The following is a 19,328-nucleotide window of genomic DNA, read 5'->3' as shown; positions in this document are numbered from 1 at the left end:
CGATGCCTGAGACCGCCTCGTGGGCGGTGCGCCTGGGTGGGGACCAGTTCCTCACCCAGGCGCTCCACCGCTCCTGCGCCGTGTTCCCCGCAGATGGAGCCGACACCGCTCCCCTCCTGTCCTGGGACGATCTGAACACCATCCTCGCCACCCACCGCATCGAGCCGCCCCGGCTGCGGCTCTCGCAGGACGGCCAGACCGTCCCCGTCAGCCGGTACTCGACGCCGACCACCAACCGACGCGGGGTGACCTGGAACCGGCTACACCCCGCCCAGCTGCACGCCAGGCTCGCCGAAGGTGCCTCCCTCGTCGTGGACGCGATCGACGAGATCCACCCGCCGATCCGAAGCGCAGCCGAGGACCTGGAACGCTTCGTCGGCACAACCGTGCAGACCAACGCCTACGCCTCCTGGACCGAGCAGGAGGGCTTCGGCCGGCACTGGGACGACCATGATGTCGTCGTGGTCCAGCAGTACGGGGCGAAGCGCTGGCGGTTGTGGGAGCCGACCCGGCAAGCACCCACCTTCCGCGACGTGGACTCACCGGAGGAGCCCGAAGGCGAGCCCGTCGCGGACCTCGTCCTCCACCCGGGCGACGTCCTCTACCTGCCTCGCGGTTGGTGGCACAGCGTCACCGCCGACCAGGGCACGGAGTCGCTGCACCTCACGTTCGGGCTCGTCGCCCAGACCGGTGCCGCCCTCGTGGGGTGGTTGGTGGACGAGCTGCACGAGAGCACCGTCCTGCGGATGGACGTCCCGCGCCACGCCGAGGCGGACGCGAAGGCCACCTACCAGAACGGCCTGCGGACCGCGGTGCTCACCGCACTGTCCGACCCCAACCTGATCGATCGCTGGGCACGGTCCACCGGCACCACCCACTTCGGCCGACTGGCACCGTCCCTGCCATACGTGGACACCCTTTCTGCGGACAGGGAGATCGCGGTGCGACTCACCGCCCCGCGCGCCGAACTCACCAGCAACCCGGAGGCCGGAACCGTCACCCTGTCCGCTGCCGGCACCGCGTGGGACTTCGCCGAGCGCGCCAGCCCCGCCCTGCAGATCCTGCTGACCGGGGACACCGCCAGCATCGCCGAACTCGCCGACGCCGCGGGCCTGGAGGTCAAGGACGTGGCCGGCGTCCTGACCGCCCTGGTCCAGGGCCAGGTCCTCGCCGTCGTCAAGGCCGACCGGTGAGCCCCGTTCTCGGCCTGGGGACCTACCGGGTGCGCGCTGCCGGCGACGCGGCGCGCACTGCCCTCATGGCCGGAGCCCGATGGATCGACACCGCCCCCAACTACGCCCACGGCCAGGCGCACCGTGACCTCGCCCCCGTCCTCGCCGAGCACCCGCACGCCAAGGTGACGACGAAGACCGGCTTCCACCCGGGCGGCCGCCACAGCCTCGCCCCCGTGGACGTCCGCGCCCAGACCGAGGAATCGCTCGCCGTGCTCGGCCGTGCCGACGTCGTGTTCGTCCACAATCCCGAGCGGTCGAGCCACGACCGGAACCAGCTGCACCGCGATATCAGGGCCGCGTTCGCGGTGCTGGAAGAGTTCGCGGACGTTGGCCGCATCGGGGGCTACGGCATTGCCACCTGGTCCGGCTTCACCGAGCAGGCGTTCACGGTCGCCGAGCTGGCTGGACTGGCGCGGGAGGCCGCCGGATCGACGGACCACCACCTGGCCGGTGTACAAATGCCGGTCAGCCTCGTCATGGCCGAGCCTCTCGCCCTGGCCCTCGACGGTGCTGGGCCGCTCGTCCACGCGCGCGACGCCGGAATCACCACGTTCGCGTCCGCGCCCCTGCACGGCGGTGAACTACCGGGCCTGATGACACCCGAACTGGTGAACCTCATCGCGCCGGGATCGACCCCATACACCGCCGCGTTCCAGGTCATCGGAGCGTGCCCGGCGCTGGACGTCGTCCTCACCTCGACCAGCACCCGTCAGCACTGGGACGATGCCTGGGCAGCTCTCGCCGAACCGATCCCCGACAAGCGACTCAGGACGGTGCTCGATGTCCTTTCAGCCGGATGACGACACCCGACACAACCTGACGGCAGCGCACGAAAAGGCGGCGGCCTTCCTCGGCCTCGTGTGCACCGGACCGGCGGTCTTCGGCACCTCCGGAACCACCATCGGCCGGCGAGCCGAGAGTATCTGGCTTCGGGTCTCCAGAAACAGCCGTTACCGGGCGCCCCGACCGACCGGTCAGGGAGCCCTCGGTGCGGAACAGCTCATCCCCGCCTCCGTCCCGCGACCCCGGCTCCACAACACCGCGGACTGGACCGAGACCGGCTGGTTCTACCAGGCTGACGTCTTTGACCTGGTAGGTCCCGCGGTCTCCTCCACGCCGGATCTTCGCGACGATCCTGGCCTGGACGACGGCTGGTGGAGCGCGCTGAAGGACGCGCTGGCCGGCATCGCGGAAGCACCCAGCGCGAAGATCACTCTGCGCCAGACGTGGGTCGAACAGGTCTTCCCGAAGTACCTCGGCATCCCGGCCCCGGCCGAAGTCGAGCGGACCACCGGGCACGGTGACCTCCAGTGGGCCAACCTGACCACCGGGCCGCTCAAGATCCTCGACTGGGAACGGTGGGGCCTGGTGCCGATCGGCTACGACCCCGCAGTCCTGTGGGTCAGCAGCCTCCTCGTGCCCGAGGTCGCGGACCGCGTCCGCGCGGACTTCGCCGACATCCTCGACACTCCTGCCGGACGTGTCGGTCAGCTGATCGCTCTCGCGGAGATGCTCCAGGCTGTCGATCGGGGGTACTACCCAGAACTTGCCCCTCTCCTCGCTGACCGGGCATGCGAGCTGACTGGGGTTACCCCGCCGCAGGGCACGGACCCCGGCCTCGTCAGGTAGACCATGGACCAGCAACAAAGCTAGCGAACAGGGAAGGAGTGCGCATGGACTCCATCGCGCGCCCTCCGGGCGGTCACGACGCCGAGGACATCGCGAGCGCGAAGGAGCGAGGCTGGCGCGATCTGGCGCCAATCGACGACGCCTACCAGGCGGGCGAGATCACGGTCGCCGAGTGGCACGCGGCTGTCCTGGACGTTCTCGAACCGGCCTACCTCAACGGCGACAATCCGCGGGCCCAGTCCGGCCACAGCGGCGACGAGAAACGCTGGCGAGAAGCCCGCGGCCTGCTCGTCGACCTTCTCCCGCTCCACGGCGGGACGTTCCTCGACGTCGGGTGCGCCAACGGACACCTGATGGAGAGCCTGACCGACTGGGCGGCTGAGGTAGGGATCACCATCGAGCCCTACGGAGTGGAGATCTCCACTGCCCTCGCCGACCTCGCCCGATCCCGCTGCCCGCAGTGGGCGCATCGGATCTGGACCGCCAACGCGATGGGCTGGAAGCCTCCGCATCGCTTCGACGCCGTCCGCACCGGCGTGGACTACGTACCGGTAGACCTGCGTGGAGCGTACGTAGCCCATCTGCTGGACCATGTCGTCGCCCCGGGCGGCCGATTGATCATCGGCGTCTACAACGAGGAACGGCACCAAGTCACAACGGCAGACCTGCTGCGGTCCTGTGGCTACACCCCGGCCGGTACCACCACAAGAGACCACCGGCACCCCAAGATCCAGTACAAGGGTCTGTGGCTGGCCAACGCTTGAGCAAGCGCTTCGTTGCCGGCGCTGGGGCACGCGCCCTCCAGCGCCCTGATTGGCAGCGTGCTCTTCTCGGCAGGCCGGTACGTCGGCAAACAGCCAGCCACCGCGCGTAACGCTGGCACGGAGGCCAGAGCCTCGCCCATGTCGGTGTCGAGCTCGCCGTCTTCGTGAATACGGCAGTTGGGCCTTTGGGCCTAACGTCATCGCGCCCTGGCGGCTCGTAGCAATAGCGGGACGAGCAGCATGCACCTCCCTCGGTAGACCCCCGATCCGGTCCCGCCGTCACTCGCAGTGCGGCGCGATCCTGCTCCGCGCTGCCACCGCGCGGGAGACGCCAGGCAGCCCCCACTGGATACGTTTCGGGACGTCCCCAGAGCGTCCCGAAACGTGGTTGGAAGGCACCTGGTAGACCCGCCAGAATCGGGAGAATTCTCCGTTCTGACGGCGCAGGAGACTCTGAGTCTGGAAAACAGCACCCACTTCTGGGATCGGTTCAATCCGCGTAGCTCTCTTCCTGGACGCTATTCACCTGAAAGGCAGGTGCCCATGAAGCACGAAGCCAGGCAGACATCCCTGAAGGTGATGGACAACCGGTACTCGCCCGGTATGCGCAAATGGAACCTCCGGTTCGGTATCACGTCCCGCTGCAATATCCGCTGCAAGTACTGCCTGCCGGAGGGGAAGCAGGGAGTCATCGTTCAGCCTTCGCTGAAGGAGGCGATCGAAGTCCTGCAGGCCGGCTACGACATCGGCTTCCGGCGGGTCCACTACACCGGTGGAGAGCCGACCGTGAGGCGCGACTTCGTGGATCTGCTGCGCGCCGGCAAGGAGATCGGCTACGACCAGCAGATCGTCACGACCAACGGCTACCGCCTGCACCACTTCATCGAGGAGGCGGTCGACGCCGGCCTGACCCGGGCGATCGTCAGCATCGACACCCTGGACGAGCAGCGCAATCTGCTGATCACCCGCCGGGGCTTTCACAGTGACACCCTGCGCAGCATCGAGCGTTCGGTCGAGCTGCTGCCGACCCTGACGAAGATCTCGTGCGTGACGATGCGCGACACCCTTCACGAGCTGCCCGCCTTCATCGACTACGCCCGGGAGCTGAACAACAGCGGAGGGGCGGGCCAGCTCGCGATCAAGCTGAACCAGTTCTTCCCCTCCAACCCCGCCCAGCTCGGTGCCGAGGGCGAGGCATTCTGGAAGAACCAGTTCGTGGAGGAGCCGGCAATCCTCGCAGCGCTCGCGAAAGCAGGTGAACTGCGCCCGGTACGGCGGGAGTCGATCGAGGGCGACAACCCGAGCTACAACTACTACGAGATCGGCGACACCGGGGTGAAGGTCGCGGTGCTCGCGATGTTCTCCTGGGACTATCCGTGCGGCGGCTGCTGGAAGCTGCGGATCAGCCCGAACGGGATGACGACGGTCTGCATCAGCCAGAAGAACCCTCCTGTGCTGTGGGGGATGTCGCTGGACGAGAAGCGTGAGACGTTCAAGCGGCTGACCGGCTACCGCGACAGCGAGCAGTTCGACATCGATAACCCGAACCGCAAGCACTACCGCGACCAGCTGGGCGAGCTGCGGTTCGACAAGGTCGTCGGCGAGCAGAAGTCGATCGCGCACTTCCGCACCATCTTGACCCGTGAGGCGCTGGAAGCACGGGGTGAGATGTGACGGACCTGGAACGCCTGTGCTTCGGTACCTCGACGTTCGTGGCCGGCCGTCTGCTGCCTGGCAAGGACTCCCGGCCCGGACTGGAAGCGCTGCGTACCGCGCTGAGGGCCGGGGTGCGCATAATCCACTCCAACCCGCACCTCGGCACGCAGTGGGCGGTGCGGGAGGTGCTGGACGAGGTCGGCCCGGTTGCCGGGCTGCGCCACCTGGTCAAGGCGGAGTGCCCGCTGCGAGGGGATCTCGAAGCGCGCATCAACACGGCCATCGAGATGTCCACTGGCCAGCTGGGCATCGGCCGGATCGACGCCGTGGTGCTGCAAGTCGATCTCAAACGCACAGAGCGAACCGGACTGCTCAATGATCAGGCGGCGTTGAGGGAGTTCTACCGGTGTGGCGCCCAGGTGGCGTTCGCCTCCGGCCGGATCGACGCGGTCTACGCCTACTGCCATGGCCCTGCGGCCGTCCGCGCTGCCCTGCGGGAGGAGCCGATCACGGCCGTCGCTGCCCAGTACCACCTCGCTTCACCCTGGCCGGTCTCCCATCTGGCCCAGATCTCGCAGGCGGGCCGCGGCTTCGTCGGGATGTCGCCGCTCAACCGCGGTGCACTGATCGACCCGCTCGCCCGCACTGGCAGCGGCAGACTCCGCCCTCTCGCCTGGGTGCTACGTGATCCGCGTGTGGAGACCATCGCCATCACCATGTCCTCACCGGAGCACGTCAACGAAGTGATCGACACCGTCCGGAACTCGCAACGCTCAAGGCACTCCGGTCCCCGCGCCGGCAGCACCGGGCTCAAGGAGGCGGTCCTGTGATTGACCTCGCCCCGCCACGAACGGCCCCCGAGAGCCACGTCCAGGCCGACAGCATGATCTACGCCCCCAGAACCCAGCGCCCGTGCATGGGAGGCCGTGAGCGGATCGGCAGGCGCTGTTGACTCTGACTCTGGGGCTGAACTTCGGTACCCACGACGCGGCGGCGGCCATCGTTCACGACGGGACGGTGGTCGCCGCCGTTGAAGAGGAGCGCCTGAATCGGATCAAGAACACGAAGGCGTTCCCCGAGCAGGCGATCCGGGCCTGCCTGGACCTGGCCGGCGCCCACCCGCAGGACCTCGACCAGGCAGCGCTGTTCGTGGACCCGAAGCTCCACCTCCTCCTGGCACCGTCGAACCTGCGCTACGGCACGCCGGCGTCGATCGGCTCGCTGCTGTCCGACCTGGACAAGTACCGCACGCGCCGCCGGCTGCCTCACGTAGTCCGTCGCAGCGGCCTCTTACCCGGCCACCTGCCGCTCATACCCGTGCCGCACCACCGGGCGCACGCCGCCAGCTCCTACCTGACCTCCCCCTTCGATGACGCCCTGGTCGTCACGCTCGACGGCCGCGGCGAGTACGAGACCGCTGCGATCCATGACGGCACCGACGGCCGGATGACGAGGCGCCATCACATCGTCTACCCGCACTCGTTCGGATACCTGTACAGCGCCCTGACCCGGTATCTCGGCTTCCGGCCGCAGAGCGACGAGTACAAGGTGATGGGCCTGGCAGCCTACGGAGGCCCCCGGTACCTCGACCAGATCCAGCGCCTCGCCTGGCTCGACCCGCGCACCGGCCGACTGCACCTGAACCTGCGCTACTTCGACCACCACCGTCGGCCCAGCGCCCAGCGCAACCTGTTCAGCCCGGCTCTGGTCGAACTCCTCGGGCCGCCCCGGCGTACCGAGGACGAGATCACCGATCGGCACCGCGACATCGCCCGCGCCCTCCAGCACCTTCTGGAGCAGCTGGTTGGTTCCTACCTCGCCTTCGCCCAGCGCCTCGTGCCGCGACGATCGCTCTGCCTGGCCGGCGGCGTCGCGCTCAACTGCGTCGCCAACGCCACGGTGATCGCCTCGGGCCGGTTCGACCGGATCTTCATCCAGCCTGCGGCCGGCGACGCCGGCACCTCCGTCGGCGCGGCACTGGCCACCGCGGTCAGCCCGGTCCGGCGCCCGCTGCGACACGCCTTCCTCGGCCCCTCTTACGACGAGGAGACCATCCGCTCGGCCCTGGGCGGCATCCCTGCCGGACGGTACCGGGTGTGGCGCACGGCCGAGCCGCATCGGGAAGCCGCCCGGCTGCTGAGGGCGGAGAAGGTGATCGGCTGGTTCCAGGGCCGCATGGAGTTCGGACCGCGGGCGCTGGGAGCCCGCAGCATCCTCGCCTCTCCTCAGCACGCCACGACGGCTTCCCGGATCAACGCCATGATCAAACAGCGGGAGGCGTTTCGCCCGTTCGCGCCGGCTGTACTGGCAGAACGCGCCGACGACTTCTTCGCCCTGCCGTCGGCCGGCGCACTTCTCTACCCGTACATGCTGGCGACCGGCACGGTGCGCCAGCAGCAGCGGGATCGCCTTCCAGCCGTGGTCCACGTGGACGGCTCCGCCCGGGTCCAGACAGTGCACCGGGAGACAAACCCCTTGCTGTGGAACGTCATCGACGCCTATCACCAGCTCTCGGGTCTGCCCGTCGTGCTGAACACCTCGTTCAACGGCGCGGACGAGCCGATCGTCTGCACCCCGGGCGATGCGGTCGCGACCTTCCTGCGGTGCGGCCTGGACGCACTCGTGGCCGGCCCGTACGTCATCGAGGAGACCACCCGGTGAACCACCCCGGCGGCATCATCCCCGCCCCGTTACGCATAGCGGTGGAACGAGAGTTCGGCCCCGTCCTCCACGTCGAGGAGCGCCCAGGCGGCCACACCCCCGGCGTCTGCGCCGCCCTCACCCTGACCCACCGACGCGTCTTCCTCAAGGCGATAGCCGTCTGCCACCCATTCTCGAAGGACCACCAGCTGGAGGCCGGAATCAACTCCGTCCTGCCACCCGACCTCGGACCCCGGTTGCTGTGGTCCGACACCGTGGACGGCTGGCTCGCACTCGTCTTCGAGCACGTCGACGGGCGCCACCCGGATCTGAGCCCGCGCTCACCGGACATCCCGATGGTCCTGGAGAAGATCAGCATGCTGATCGACGTCCTGACCCCGAGCCCGTTCGCCGGTGCCGCTCCTATCGGCGACCACCGTGCCTACCGGGCGGTGCCGGCGGAAATCCTTGCCGGTGACACGCTGCTCCACTGCTCCCCGCGACCGGACAACCTGATCATCAACAGCGAGGTTCACGTGATCGACTGGGGCTCCAGCCGCTTGGGGGCAGGCTGGTTGGTGGCCGCGTTCATGGTGCCGCACTTCATCGTGGCCGGGCACAGCCCCCGCTGCGCCGAAGCACTCGTCCAGACCGTCCCGGCCTTCAAAGCGGCGCCGCGCGAGGCTGTCACGACCGTCGCCCGGGTCCTGGCGACCTACTGGAGCAGCCGCATCGACCACTACCCGCCTGGCGCCCTGTACGACTACCGCGTCCGGGCCGCCCACGCTGCCGGCAGCTGGGCGGATCACTGCGACACGCCGTAGACGGGCAGTTGGCCTGCGGCGGTCCCCGCCTCAGGCCGACCACGGCACGAGAATGACCCTCACCCGTATCGGCCCAGCTCACCCTGAGCGGTCCGGACCTCAGGAGCAGCGCATGTGCCGCAACGTCCCGCCGTCCGTCCTTGCCCCTGTAGAGGATGCTGCTCGTGACGGCATCGAGCGCTTCGGTGCTGGGTGCCTGATCCGCGACCGTGGCCGGGTCCTGCTCCTTCGACGGAAGCAGGGCGACTGCATGGCGGGCTTGTACGAGCTTCCGTCCGGAGGCGTGGAACCCGGTGAGAGCGTGGAGGAGGCCGCTCTGCGGGAGACCCTGGAGGAGTGCGGTCTGACGGTGACGATCACCGGCTACCTGGGCTCCGTCGACTACACCAACCGCAAGGGGCAGCGAGGCCGGCAGTACGCCTTCACCGCCACCGCGCCAAGCACCGAGCCCATCATCCTGAGCGAGCACGACGACTTCGTCTGGGCTTGGCCGAATGCCCTGCCGAACGTCTCGGACGCGGTGCGCGGGCTGATCGCGCTGGCCGAGCGGCGCTGATCAGCTTCGGCAGCCGGCCCTCACGAGAACCGGCGGCAGGGGGCTGCTGAGCTGGCACGACAGCGATCCGCACCCATCGCCATGACGTCACTCAGGGTGATCGGCCGAATCTGGACGGCGATTCTGCGTTGCTCACGGCGCCCCGGGCGTTCTATCCTCTGGGCAACGCGCTGACGGAGACAAGTAGCCGCAGGGCACGCGAGCCGAGAGAGCTGCCGGCAGCTGGGAAGGCAGCCTCGCGTCCAGTGGTGAATCCCCTCCCGAGTGCGGGGAGGAACGGTCGGCTTCGGCCCAATGCCCCGCCGGTTCGCTCCCGTCATCGAGCTGTCGAGGCCGTCATCTCGGTGACGGCGAAGGCGTGGTGGCACCGCGAGTTCCCTTCTCGCCCACGCCCCCAAGGGATCACGTCGGACTCCGACTGATCGATGGGACCCGAAATGCTGGACATCACCGTGATCCGCGAGCACCCTCAGCGCATCGAACGCGCGCTGGCGAAGCGAGCCGTTCACATCGACCTCACCGCCTTCCTCGCCCTGGACGAGAACTACCGACACGGCACGACCGAGGTCGAGACGCTACGCGCCGAGCGCAAGCAGATCTCTCGCGAGATCGCGCGGCTCAATCCGACGGACCCGGCCGCGATCGCCAAACGCACAGAGGCAACCGAACTCGGCACCCGCCTTGCCGCACTCGAAGAGCAGCTCACCGCCCTGGCCGCCGAGCGCCAGGCGTTCCTTGACCAGCTGCCCAACCTGCCCGACGAGGACGTGCCGAGCGGCGGCAAGGAGCAGAACCAGGTCGTCCGCGAGTACGGCGCCCGGCCGGACTTCGACTTCGAGCCGCACAACCACGTCGATCTGGCCCGCCGGCTCGGGCTGATCGACTACGAGCGCGGCGTCAAGCTCGGTGGCACCGGCAACTGGGTCTACCGCGGCAACGGCGCGCTCCTCGAATGGGCGCTGCTCAACTTCTTCATCGAGACCCACGTTCAGGACGGCTACGAGCTGATCCTGCCGCCCCACCTACTGACCTATCAGGCCGGCTACACCGCAGGCCAGTTCCCCAAGTTCGCCGAGGACGTCTTCGCCCTCGAACAGGGTCCGGCCGGGCCGCAGCGGTTCCTGCTGCCGACCTCGGAGACCGCCCTGGTCAACCTCCACCGCGACGAGGTCCTGACGGAGGACGAACTTCCGCGCAAGTACGTCGCCTACTCGCCCTGCTACCGACGCGAGGCCGGCAGCTACCGCGCCGCCGACCGGGGAACCCTTCGCGGCCACCAGTTCAACAAGGTCGAGATGTTCCAGTTCGCGCACCCCGACCACTCTGATGCCGCCCACGAGGAACTCCTGACCAAGGCAGCCGACTTGGTCGAGGCGCTCGGCCTTCACCACCGAATCACCCGGCTGGCTGCCGAGGACACCAGCGCGTCGATGGCCAAGACCTTCGACATCGAGGTCTGGTTGCCCAGCATCGACGGCTACGTCGAGGTGAGCTCGGTATCGAACGCCCGGGACTACCAGGCCCGGCGCGGCAACATCCGCTACCGCCCCGCGGCAGGAAAGGCCGCCTACGTGCACACCCTGAACGGCTCCGGGCTGGCGACCAGCCGCCTGGTGCCGGCCCTGCTGGAACAGCACCAGCAGCCGGACGGCACCGTGACGGTGCCGGCGGTGCTGCAGCGCTGGCTCGGCTGCAAGTCCCTGACCCCAGCAGCACCCAGGTAGTCGTACCGGCGGCAGGCCCGGGATAGCACATCCGGGCTTGCCGCGCAGGAGAGGCCACTGCCTGGGCCGCCGCTATCGGCGGTGGCCCAGGCAGTGCGTGCCCTCTTGCAGCAACCCATGGACCAGGCGCCAGACGGGGAGGCTGACACCGTGACGGAGACCTTGCCCCAGTGGGCGCGGCGGATCGCCGGGCAGGAGCTGGCGGACACTCTGCCGAGGCGGTGGTCGCACTCCCAGGGGGTTGCACGGCGAGCCGAGCAACTGGCCGCGGTCGCCGGGCCGGATGATGGCCTGCTGGTTGCCGCCGCCGTGCTCCACGATGTCGGCTACGCACCTCGCCTGGCCCTGGCTGGCTTTCATCCCCTGGACGGTGCGAGGTTCCTGCGAAACCAGCATGGCGCAGACGCGCGGCTTGTGCGGCTGGTGGCCAACCACTCGCTCGCCCTGCTGGAAGCTGAGGAACGCGGGCTCCGCGAGACCCTGTAGCACGAGTTCCCGATGCTCGCTGACCAGGTGCTGGTGGACGCCCTGATCTTCTGCGACACCACCACCCCCGACGGAACGCCGACCAGCGCCCGAGACCGGATCTCGGAGATCCTCGCCAGGTACGGAGCCGGCACGCTGGTGGGACGGTTCATCCAGCGCGCACAGCCCGAGATCGAGGCGGCGGTAGCCCGTACAGAACACCGGCTCGCTGCCGCGAGTCAGCCGAGGTAGGGGTACCGACCGCTGAGGTAGTGGCCGATCTGCTGGCGCATGCTCGGGTGGATGTCGTACTCGTCCAGGTCGCCCGGCCGCACCCAGCGCACGCCGTCGGCCTCATCGTTGATCGTCGGGGTACCACCGACCGCGCGGCCGATGTATGCCACCTCGAACTGCTGGCGAGCCTCACCGTTGCTGCTGTAGACGACGATGTGCTCCGGATTGGAGTAGACCCCGAGGAGTCCGGTGATCTCCGCCTTGATTCCGGTCTCCTCCTCGCACTCGCGCACCGCGCAGTCGGCGGCGGACTCGCCGATGTCCTGCTTCCCGCCGGGCAGCGCCCACTGTCCGGTGTCGCGTCGGCGCTGCAGCAGGATCTCGCCGGCCTCGTTCTGCACGAGCAGGTTGCTCGCAGGGACCAACGAGTTCGCGGCCGGTGCGTCCGGATCGCCGTAGTACTCAGTCCTGCCCGCCATGAGACTGGCTCCCCTGCGCGTCGTCGGTCCACGGCCGGGCGGAGTCCCAGACCGCGTCGAAGCTCGAAGCGTAGCGGTCGAACCAGCCCAGCCCGCCGTCCTTCTGAAGGTGCAGCAGCGGGTTCGCGGACGCCGGCTGACCCCAAACGTGCGGGTTGACCAACAGGTCGTCGTCATAGCGGAACAGTGAGCTGTACAACGTGGTGTCGTGCAGGCGGATCTCGCAGCCGGGCGTGCCCAGCAGCGGCCGGTAGTAGGTCAGCGAGGCGCCGATCTTCGCTGCGAGGGCGTCGCCGATGCCCTCCTCACGTCCGCGGATCGCCACCGCGCGGCCCTGCGGGTCACCGAAGCACAGCCGGACCGTCACCCCGGCCGCCGCGCGCTGCGCCAGCATCGTGGCGATGCGCGGGTTCGACTGGGCGAAGAACGTCCCCGAGAACACCAGCACATCGATGACCTGATCTGCCTCGAGGAGCAGGGAGAGCCACATCTCCCGCGGGACGCTGGCACGATCGGGGTAGGTGGCCACGAGGCCGGCACCGGGACCGGTGACCTGTGCGGCCCGGGAACGGGGCTCCGGCCAGAGGAAGGTCTCGTCCACCTGGAGGTGGCGTGCAACGGTCCACCGGTGACGGGCATGGGGTACGCGACCGCCTAACCAACGGGTGACAGTCTTGGGGTCCACCTCGCAGACCGTCGCGAGTGCCGCAGGGGGCACACCGCGCTGGGCGAGTGCGGAGCGCAATCGCTCGTTCACAGCGGATATCCAACCGGACTGCGGCGGGACTCACAAGGACGTCTTGGGACCCATCACGGGCTTCACCATTCCCGCGCTGCGATACACACTCGACCTACGTCCCAAGTGAGTTGTCACATCGCAGGTAGATACCGAGCACTGCCGGCACCGACGCGCGCGGCCCTGGTGCTTGGCGAGCGCCTGACCGCCGGGACTAGGCACCGCTGGCCGGTGGGCCGGAAGAGTTCAGGCCCACGGTCACCACTACCGTCTCGGAGAAGAAGAAGCGCCCATTGCGGGCCGCGGCTTGCACTGCCGCGTGCCAGTCCGTCACATCGGCTGCGGTGACCGTCGTCGTGCCGCGTGCAACTGAGCCCAGCAGTGCTCTGCGCATGTCGTCCAGTCGACGTTCGGCGTAGCCCGTGAGTACCGTCGAGGCGGTCGTGAGTGTCTCGGTGCGCTGCAGGGTCAGCCCGGCGGCCGCGACCAGGCCAGGCAGTGCGCGACCGATGCGGCCGTTCGCGTGGTCCATCCACGGTTGGCGATCGTCGGTGAAGGCGTGCCACACCCGCCGGTCCAGGTCAGCCGGTGGACCGGCCACCATGATCGAGTCGAAGTCGACGTGCGCGAGCACCAGGGCGCCTTCGACCTTGAGGAATCGAACGGCCTTGCGAACGACTGGCTCGGCCCCTGGATCACCCTCCGACGCTGCTGGCGAGCCTGGACCAACGCACCCCCACCACCCGAACTCCAAGCCCTGATTGACGCCGTTGGCACCGGCCACGCCCTTGATCTCTACTCCCCGGTTTAACAAATCACCGGTACCATGCTCGCGGCTGCGGCCGACCCGGCCGCCCGGCGGGTGGAGAGCAGCGGGCAACTCGGCGAGGAGGACGTGGGCGCCGGGTGAGGAACGCCTCGGCTGCTCTGGATCTTCTGTCGGTGAGTGTTCGCGTGTCGCTCGGCGGGGACTCGTCCGGAGTTTCCCGGGCATGGTTTCCTGGCCGAGGCAGCGAGCCGACGGTGACACGGGAGGCCAGGTGGCGGGTCCGGGCGGGTTCCCCTCGCGGGGGGTGTGGCGGCGGCCGGCATTCCGGTGGGTGGACGTGCTGGTGGTCGTGGCACTGGTCGCGTTCCTGTACGGTCTGCTGCGGCTCGCCCCGTCACTGAACGCGCCGTTCCTGCCCAGCACGGCTCCTGACACGGTGTCGACGGACCCGGCGAACCTGCCGTACTACGCGGTGCGCTCGCTGGTGCGGATGTTCGCGGCGCTGGTGGCGTCGGTGGTGTTCACCTTCGTGTACGCCACCGCCGCGGCACGGCTTCGGCGGGCGGACACAGTGCTGCTGCCAGTGCTGGACATCCTGCAGTCCGTGCCGGTGCTGGGCTTCCTGTCGGTGACGGTGACCGCGTTCATCGCCCTGTTCCCCGGCTCGATCCTGGGCCTGGAGTGCGCCTCGATCTTCGCGATCTTCACCGCGATGGCCTGGAACATGACCTTCGCCTTCTACTACTCCCTCGTCTCCCAGCCCAAAGAGCTGGACGAGGCCGCGCGGGTGATGCGGCTGACGAAGTGGCAGCGGTTCTGGCAGCTCGACGTGCCCTCCGGGATGATCCCGCTGGTGTGGAACGGCATGATGAGCTTCGGCGGCGCCTGGTTCTTCCTCGCCGCCTCCGAGACCATCAGCGTCCTCAACCACCGCTACGCGCTGCCCGGCATGGGGTCATACGCCGCAGCGGCCATCGCCGCCGGCAACCTGGGCCAGGTCGGCATCGCGATCGCCGTGATGGTGGTCATGGTGATGGGCGTGAACGTGCTGTTCTGGCGGCCCATGGTCGCCTGGTCGGAACGGTTCCGGGTGGAGGAATCGGAAGCCGCCGAGCGCCCCCGCAGTCTGATGCTCGACCTGTTGCGCCGCTCAAGCGTCCCCGAACGGCTCGGGCGCCCGTTGCTGCCGATCGGCCGCGTGCTGGACCGGGCGAGCCGGCCGTTCGGGCTGGCCGAGCACCCGATCGGCGGGTCGGCGGCGCGCGAGCGGACGGGGGACGTGTTCTTCGCCGGTGCGGTCAGCGTGCTGGTGCTCTTCGGGGCCTGGAAGGCGTTCGCCTACGTCAGATCCACGGTGGGGCTCGCGGAGTTCGGACACGCGCTGGCCCTGGGAGCGGCGACCTTCAGCCGGGTCATCATCCTGATCGCGTTCGCGACGGTGGTGTGGGTGCCGATCGGCGTGTGGATCGGCATGAACCCACGGGTGACCCGCTTCGCCCAGCCCGTGGTGCAGGTCCTGGCGAGTTTCCCGGCGAACTTCGTCTTCCCGTTCGCCACCGCCGCGTTCGTCGCGCTGGGCATCTCGCTGAACGTCGGCGCGATTCTGCTGATGGCGCTGGGCGCGCAGTGGTACATCCTGTTCAACGTGATCGCCGGCGCCTCGGCCATCCCCACCGACCTGCGCGAGGCGATGACCACCTTCCACGTCGGCGGGAGACTGAAGTGGCGCACCTTCATCCTGCCCGCGATCTTCCCCTCCTACGTCACCGGCGGGATCACGGCGGCCGGCGGAGCGTGGAACGCCTCCATCGTCGCGGAGGTCGTGACCTACGGCTCCCACACGCTGACCGCCACCGGCCTCGGCTCCTACATCACCCAGGCCACCGCCACCGGGGACTTCCCGAAGATCCTGGTCGGCATCGTGGTGATGAGCCTGTACGTCGTCGCCCTCAACCGGCTGTTCTGGCGCCGCCTCTACCGCATCGCCGAGACCCGCTACTCCCTCTGACCTTTCGTACCAGCGAGCGAGGCAGGACCCGTGACCACCGACCACCCGCGCACCCCCGGCCCCCGCCCGACCGGCGCCACGATCGTGCGGGCCGAGCGGGTGACCAAGACGTTCACCACCCCCGACGGCCGGGAGCTGCCGGTCCTGGACGACATCGGCTTCCACCTGGCGGAGGGCGAGATCGTCGCGCTGCTGGGCAAGTCCGGCTCCGGCAAGTCGACCCTGCTGCGGTGCATCGCCGGGCTGATCGCCCCGTCCTCGGGCACCGTCGCCTACCGGGGCGAGCCGCTGACCGGTGCCAACCCGGGTGTGTCGATGGTCTTCCAGTCCTTCGCTCTGCTGCCCTGGCTCACCGTGCAGCAGAACGTCGAACTGGGCCTGCACGCCCAGGGCGTCGGTGAACAGGAGCGGCGCGAGCGGGCGCTGAAGGCGATCGACCTGATCGGTCTGGACGGCTTCGAGTCCGCCTACCCCAAGGAACTGTCCGGTGGCATGCGCCAGCGCGTCGGCTTCGCCCGCGCCCTGGTCGTCGAACCGGACGCGCTGCTGATGGACGAGCCGTTCTCCGCCCTGGACGTGCTGACCGCCGAGAACCTGCGCAACGAGCTGGTCGGCCTGTGGGAAGGGCATGAGGCGCCGGTCAAGTCGATCCTGATCGTCACCCACAACATCGAGGAAGCCGTCCTGCTGGCCGACCGCATCCTCGTGCTGGCCGCCAACCCCGGCCGCATCCAGGCCGAACTGCGCGTCGACCTGCCCCGCCCCCGCAACCGCCAGGACCAGCACTTCGAATCCATCGTCGACACCGTCTACGGCATCCTCACCGGCCGGGAGGAAGCTGCCGTCGCCGCGGTAGAGCCTGCGACGACCGGTGGTGCTGAGCGGCCCGCCCCGACCCCGACCAGCGCGCCGCTGCCAGAGGTCAGCGTCGGCGGGCTGGCGGGCCTGCTGGAAATCCTCGTCGCCCGCGGCGGCGAGGACGGCTTGGCGGAGATCGCCGACGAACTCAACTTCGAGATCGACGACCTCCTGCCCCTGGTCGACGCCGCCGAACTGCTCGACCTCGCGCGCACGGACGGCCCCCGCATCCGCGTCACCGACGCCGGCCGCGAGTTCGCCGCCGCCGACATCCTCACCAGCAAGCAGCTCTTCGCCCACCACGCCGCCAGCCGCGCCCCGCTCGTGCGGGCCATCGTCCAGGCCCTGGCCGCCACCGACGATCACACCCTGCGCGAAGGGTTGTTCCTCGACCTGCTGCGGCGCGGTTTCTCCGCCGAGGACGCGCGCCGCCAGCTGGACACCGCCATCGACTGGGGCCGCTACGCCGAACTGTTCGACTACGACTCCGGCGACGGCGAACTCACTCTGGAACCCGGCGCGCAGGACGCCCTGTAGGCGGGGTGCGTGCCTCAGTCCTTCCGGTGGGCCGCCGCGTCGGCGAGCAGGCGGACCACGCCGGCGGGAAGGCTCAGGTGGCGCGCGATCCAGCCGGCGTCGTGGCCGTGGGTGGCGAACACCCACGCGGTGTAGAGCGTATTGAGGCTGGGCGCGTGCGCGCTCAGCAGCAGCGGCCGGACCGCCTCCATCGGGAAGCCCTCCAGGCTGCGGGCGCTGAACCACGATTCCTGATCCGCCTCCGCCTGCGGCACACCAGGGTGGCCTCGTCTGCGCAGCCGCTGCCACAGCACGCCGGCCACGACAAGGACCGCGACGCCGGCACCGAACAGCGCGCCGCCGACCACCGGCCGGTCGCGGACCGGCAGCACCACCAGCGCGACGACCTCCAGCAGGAGCAGGGCGATCACACCCAGCACCACCGCGCCCTCACCGGTTCGCGGGCGGGGCACCGCTCTCATTCGGATCACCTCTCCTTCCGATCAGTCTGCCAGGCACCCGGGGAGGCGTCGGGTCCTTGACGCGCCACTGACGCATGGTCAGGCCAGGGCCTGGTGCTTCGTGTCGCCCTCCTCCAGGTGCCAGTGCAGGTCGCTGACGCCCGGCTCCAGGGAAAGGCGCGAGATGACCGGCTCCAGTGCTTGGGCGACGTCGCCGTTGACGGCGACCGTGGCCCGCAGGCTGGTGACCTCGCCGCGCTCACGCCGGGCACGCAGCCCGGTCGGTGCGAGGCCCGACGCACTGAGGGCCTGCAGAAGCAGCGCACGGATGTATGCCTCGGCGCCACGTTCGCACTCCAGGTGGACGGCCGCGCGCATGGTGGAGTCGGGGGCCCGCGCCCTTGAGGAAGCCCGGATCCGCTGCGTCCGCACCCTCGAAGATGGAGCGCCCCGCCGGCGACCGGATCCTCGACGCTGCCGGTGGTCCCGTCTCTGCGGCCATGGAGATGACCGGCGGCGACGTATCGGGCAGTCCCACGAGGACATCGGCCAGGCCCGCGACGAGTGGCAGGCCGCCACCGACCGCTGCGGCGCCGTCCGGGGCTACCCGGGCAACCGCCTCCCCGCCCCGGAGCTCCCCGGCACCCCCCTCAAGCCCCGCGGCCGCACCCGCTGACCCGCGCGTTCGACGGGCACGGAATCGCTGCGTGCCTTGGCTGCGGGACAACCCTCAGCGAGTTCGGCCACCTCACCGCCCGGCCGGTTCATCCTCACGCCCCCGGCGGGCGGCCGGGGGCGTGAGGACGCCACCCCGCCCTCACCCGGCAACACCCGACACGTCATGCGCGAACTCGCCAGCCCCACCCCCCTCTCCCAGCCAGGTGCCCCCAACACCTGTCGCGCGCAGTCGGCAGTCGGACCATCACCCCACGTCAGAGCAGCCGGTAGGCGATCTCGGTCGACGGCCCATCCGCCCGGCCCCGGAACCACTTGCGACACACCAGAACAACACACCCCACGCCTCGCCGAAAGTCCGGATCGAAATGACCGAGAACAAGTAAGGTCGAGGCTTGTTCGATTGACCCTCACAAAGGCGGTCTGGATACTGATCGAGCACGACGCAACCGAAACTCGTTGCGAAGCGGACTCCGATTCGAAATTTCATCCGGTTGAGGAGAATCCATGATCTCGAAAGCGAAGAAGGTCGTGAGCTCGTTGGCGATGGCCTTCGCCGCGGCGGCCACGCTCACCGTGGCCGTGCCGTCCGGCAACGCCTTCGCCATCGACCACGTCCAGTGTGACGGGAGCCGCAATGACTTCCTGAAGATCTGGTCGCACCTCGACGGCCGTGACAGCGTCGACTGCTACGCGAACGGGGGGACGATCGGCTTCGGCGGGTGGTGGATCGACCGGATCTCCACGGGGAACAACGACCTGGTCTACTCCGACGCCAACGGCGACTCGGTGAGGGTCAACCGCTGGACCGACATCACGTACCCGAACCGCCCGCCGAGGGTCAACTCCATCCAAATCCTCTGACGAACCGACAGAGCGGGACCCGAACAGAAATTCGCCCGGCCGCATCACCGAAATTCCCCGCAGCATTTTGATCGCCGTCGAATTTTCTGTGACGTGAATTCGCTCAATTCCGGTCCACCGGCGCCGGCCATGCCCTCCAGGGGCTGGCCGGCGCCCGCAGGTGTTGTGACGGCGGCCCCCCGAGCCCCCACATCCCCACCCCCAAAGGGGAACCCCAGGGTGCGGTGTAGTATAA

At 69.1% G+C, this 19,328-nt stretch carries 18 protein-coding genes and 2 pseudogenes; 15 read left to right on the top strand and 5 right to left on the bottom strand.

The window, feature by feature from the left end; genetic code table 11:
- Positions 1-2 precede the first annotated feature (2 nt).
- The 11 genes and pseudogenes from ACFV6D_RS27085 to ACFV6D_RS27035 all read left to right on the top strand — a co-directional run bounded on the left by ACFV6D_RS27085 (position 3) and on the right by ACFV6D_RS27035 (position 11,745).
- Positions 3-1,193, top strand: coding sequence for a cupin domain-containing protein (locus tag ACFV6D_RS27085; RefSeq protein ID WP_380334351.1), 1,191 nt, complete (start codon positions 3-5; stop codon positions 1,191-1,193).
- Between the two features lie 29 nt (positions 1,194-1,222).
- The gene (locus ACFV6D_RS27080) at positions 1,223-2,035 is read left to right on the top strand and encodes an aldo/keto reductase (RefSeq protein ID WP_380334354.1); all 813 of its coding nucleotides are present in this window, start codon (positions 1,223-1,225) and stop codon (positions 2,033-2,035) included.
- Complete coding sequence (locus ACFV6D_RS27075) at positions 2,016-2,864, top strand: hypothetical protein (RefSeq protein ID WP_380493183.1); 849 nt, start codon at positions 2,016-2,018, stop codon at positions 2,862-2,864. Before ACFV6D_RS27080 ends, ACFV6D_RS27075 begins: the two co-directional genes overlap by 20 nt.
- A 44-nt stretch (positions 2,865-2,908) precedes the next feature.
- Positions 2,909-3,628: a class I SAM-dependent methyltransferase gene (locus ACFV6D_RS27070; protein WP_380334359.1), complete on the top strand. Its 720-nt coding sequence runs from the start codon at positions 2,909-2,911 to the stop codon at positions 3,626-3,628.
- A gap of 543 nt (positions 3,629-4,171) precedes the next feature.
- On the top strand, positions 4,172-5,302 hold the full coding sequence (locus ACFV6D_RS27065) for a radical SAM protein (protein WP_380493186.1): 1,131 nt from the start codon (positions 4,172-4,174) through the stop codon (positions 5,300-5,302).
- The gene (locus ACFV6D_RS27060) at positions 5,299-6,114 is read left to right on the top strand and encodes a hypothetical protein (protein WP_380334364.1); all 816 of its coding nucleotides are present in this window, start codon (positions 5,299-5,301) and stop codon (positions 6,112-6,114) included. Before ACFV6D_RS27065 ends, ACFV6D_RS27060 begins: the two co-directional genes overlap by 4 nt.
- A gap of 118 nt (positions 6,115-6,232) precedes the next feature.
- On the top strand, positions 6,233-7,945 hold the full coding sequence (locus ACFV6D_RS27055; RefSeq protein ID WP_380561382.1) for a carbamoyltransferase: 1,713 nt from the start codon (positions 6,233-6,235) through the stop codon (positions 7,943-7,945).
- A complete protein-coding gene (locus ACFV6D_RS27050; protein WP_380493192.1) occupies positions 7,942-8,748 on the top strand; it encodes a hypothetical protein in 807 nt (268 codons plus the stop codon). The genes ACFV6D_RS27055 and ACFV6D_RS27050 overlap by 4 nt, the downstream gene beginning before the upstream one ends.
- A 112-nt stretch (positions 8,749-8,860) precedes the next feature.
- Positions 8,861-9,304, top strand: a complete 444-nt coding sequence (locus ACFV6D_RS27045) for an NUDIX hydrolase (protein WP_380493193.1) — start codon at positions 8,861-8,863, stop codon at positions 9,302-9,304.
- A gap of 425 nt (positions 9,305-9,729) precedes the next feature.
- A complete protein-coding gene (gene serS / locus ACFV6D_RS27040; RefSeq protein WP_380493195.1) occupies positions 9,730-11,028 on the top strand; it encodes a serine--tRNA ligase in 1,299 nt (432 codons plus the stop codon).
- A 117-nt stretch (positions 11,029-11,145) separates the two neighbouring features.
- Positions 11,146-11,745, top strand: a pseudogene (locus ACFV6D_RS27035) (HD domain-containing protein).
- On the opposite strand, the gene ACFV6D_RS27030 reads toward ACFV6D_RS27035, so the two are convergent.
- The 3 genes from ACFV6D_RS27030 to ACFV6D_RS27020 form a co-directional block, all read right to left on the bottom strand.
- Positions 11,733-12,206 carry an NUDIX hydrolase gene (locus tag ACFV6D_RS27030; protein ID WP_380493197.1) on the bottom strand — a complete coding sequence of 158 codons (474 nt, stop codon included), beginning with the start codon at positions 12,204-12,206 and terminating at the stop codon, positions 11,733-11,735. The pseudogene ACFV6D_RS27035 and the gene ACFV6D_RS27030 sit on opposite strands and share 13 nt — an antisense overlap.
- Positions 12,190-12,963: an XRE family transcriptional regulator gene (locus tag ACFV6D_RS27025; protein ID WP_380334381.1), complete on the bottom strand. Its 774-nt coding sequence runs from the start codon at positions 12,961-12,963 to the stop codon at positions 12,190-12,192. Before ACFV6D_RS27025 ends, ACFV6D_RS27030 begins: the two co-directional genes overlap by 17 nt.
- A gap of 193 nt (positions 12,964-13,156) precedes the next feature.
- A complete protein-coding gene (locus ACFV6D_RS27020) occupies positions 13,157-13,576 on the bottom strand; it encodes a hypothetical protein (protein WP_380493199.1) in 420 nt (139 codons plus the stop codon).
- A gap of 466 nt (positions 13,577-14,042) precedes the next feature.
- Here ACFV6D_RS27020 and ACFV6D_RS27015 point away from each other — a divergent pair, with 466 nt between their 5' ends.
- Positions 14,043-15,719 carry an ABC transporter permease gene (locus ACFV6D_RS27015; protein ID WP_380561381.1) on the top strand — a complete coding sequence of 559 codons (1,677 nt, stop codon included), beginning with the start codon at positions 14,043-14,045 and terminating at the stop codon, positions 15,717-15,719.
- A gap of 30 nt (positions 15,720-15,749) precedes the next feature.
- Positions 15,750-17,114, top strand: a complete 1,365-nt coding sequence (locus ACFV6D_RS27010) for a nitrate/sulfonate/bicarbonate ABC transporter ATP-binding protein (RefSeq protein ID WP_380493203.1) — start codon at positions 15,750-15,752, stop codon at positions 17,112-17,114.
- Positions 17,115-17,128: 14 nt separating this feature from the next.
- Here ACFV6D_RS27010 and ACFV6D_RS27005 read toward each other — a convergent pair whose 3' ends face one another.
- Complete coding sequence (locus ACFV6D_RS27005) at positions 17,129-17,575, bottom strand: hypothetical protein (protein ID WP_380561380.1); 447 nt, start codon at positions 17,573-17,575, stop codon at positions 17,129-17,131.
- Positions 17,576-17,653: 78 nt separating this feature from the next.
- Positions 17,654-17,986, bottom strand: coding sequence for a hypothetical protein (locus tag ACFV6D_RS27000; RefSeq protein WP_380561379.1), 333 nt, complete (start codon positions 17,984-17,986; stop codon positions 17,654-17,656).
- A gap of 91 nt (positions 17,987-18,077) precedes the next feature.
- On the opposite strand from ACFV6D_RS27000, the pseudogene ACFV6D_RS26995 reads away from it, so the two are divergent.
- Positions 18,078-18,230, top strand: a pseudogene (locus ACFV6D_RS26995) (pirin family protein); the annotation flags it as partial.
- Positions 18,231-18,736: 506 nt separating this feature from the next.
- Positions 18,737-19,093, top strand: a complete 357-nt coding sequence (locus tag ACFV6D_RS26990) for a beta/gamma crystallin domain-containing protein (RefSeq protein WP_063351953.1) — start codon at positions 18,737-18,739, stop codon at positions 19,091-19,093.
- The last annotated feature ends 235 nt before the right edge of the window (positions 19,094-19,328 follow it).

Origin of the sequence: Kitasatospora sp. NPDC059812, assembly GCF_042732075.1 — a bacterium.
Lineage (GTDB): Bacteria > Actinomycetota > Actinomycetes > Streptomycetales > Streptomycetaceae > Kitasatospora.
Note: the sequence above shows the minus strand (reverse complement) of the source record. Positions and strands in the feature narration are given on the sequence as shown.

Bases quoted from the DNA above. Each gene is read 5' to 3' on its own strand.
- ACFV6D_RS27085 (WP_380334351.1), top strand. From the start codon at position 3: ATGCCTGAGACCGCCTCGTGGGCGGTGCGCCTGGGTGGGGACCAGTTC.
- ACFV6D_RS27075 (WP_380493183.1), top strand. From the start codon at position 2,016: ATGTCCTTTCAGCCGGATGACGACACCCGACACAACCTGACGGCAGCG.
- ACFV6D_RS27070 (WP_380334359.1), top strand. From the start codon at position 2,909: ATGGACTCCATCGCGCGCCCTCCGGGCGGTCACGACGCCGAGGACATC.
- ACFV6D_RS27065 (WP_380493186.1), top strand. From the start codon at position 4,172: ATGAAGCACGAAGCCAGGCAGACATCCCTGAAGGTGATGGACAACCGG.
- ACFV6D_RS27045 (WP_380493193.1), top strand. From the start codon at position 8,861: ATGTGCCGCAACGTCCCGCCGTCCGTCCTTGCCCCTGTAGAGGATGCT.
- serS (WP_380493195.1), top strand. From the start codon at position 9,730: ATGGGACCCGAAATGCTGGACATCACCGTGATCCGCGAGCACCCTCAG.
- ACFV6D_RS27030 (WP_380493197.1), bottom strand. From the start codon at position 12,206: ATGGCGGGCAGGACTGAGTACTACGGCGATCCGGACGCACCGGCCGCG.
- ACFV6D_RS27005 (WP_380561380.1), bottom strand. From the start codon at position 17,575: ATGAGAGCGGTGCCCCGCCCGCGAACCGGTGAGGGCGCGGTGGTGCTG.
- ACFV6D_RS26990 (WP_063351953.1), top strand. From the start codon at position 18,737: ATGATCTCGAAAGCGAAGAAGGTCGTGAGCTCGTTGGCGATGGCCTTC.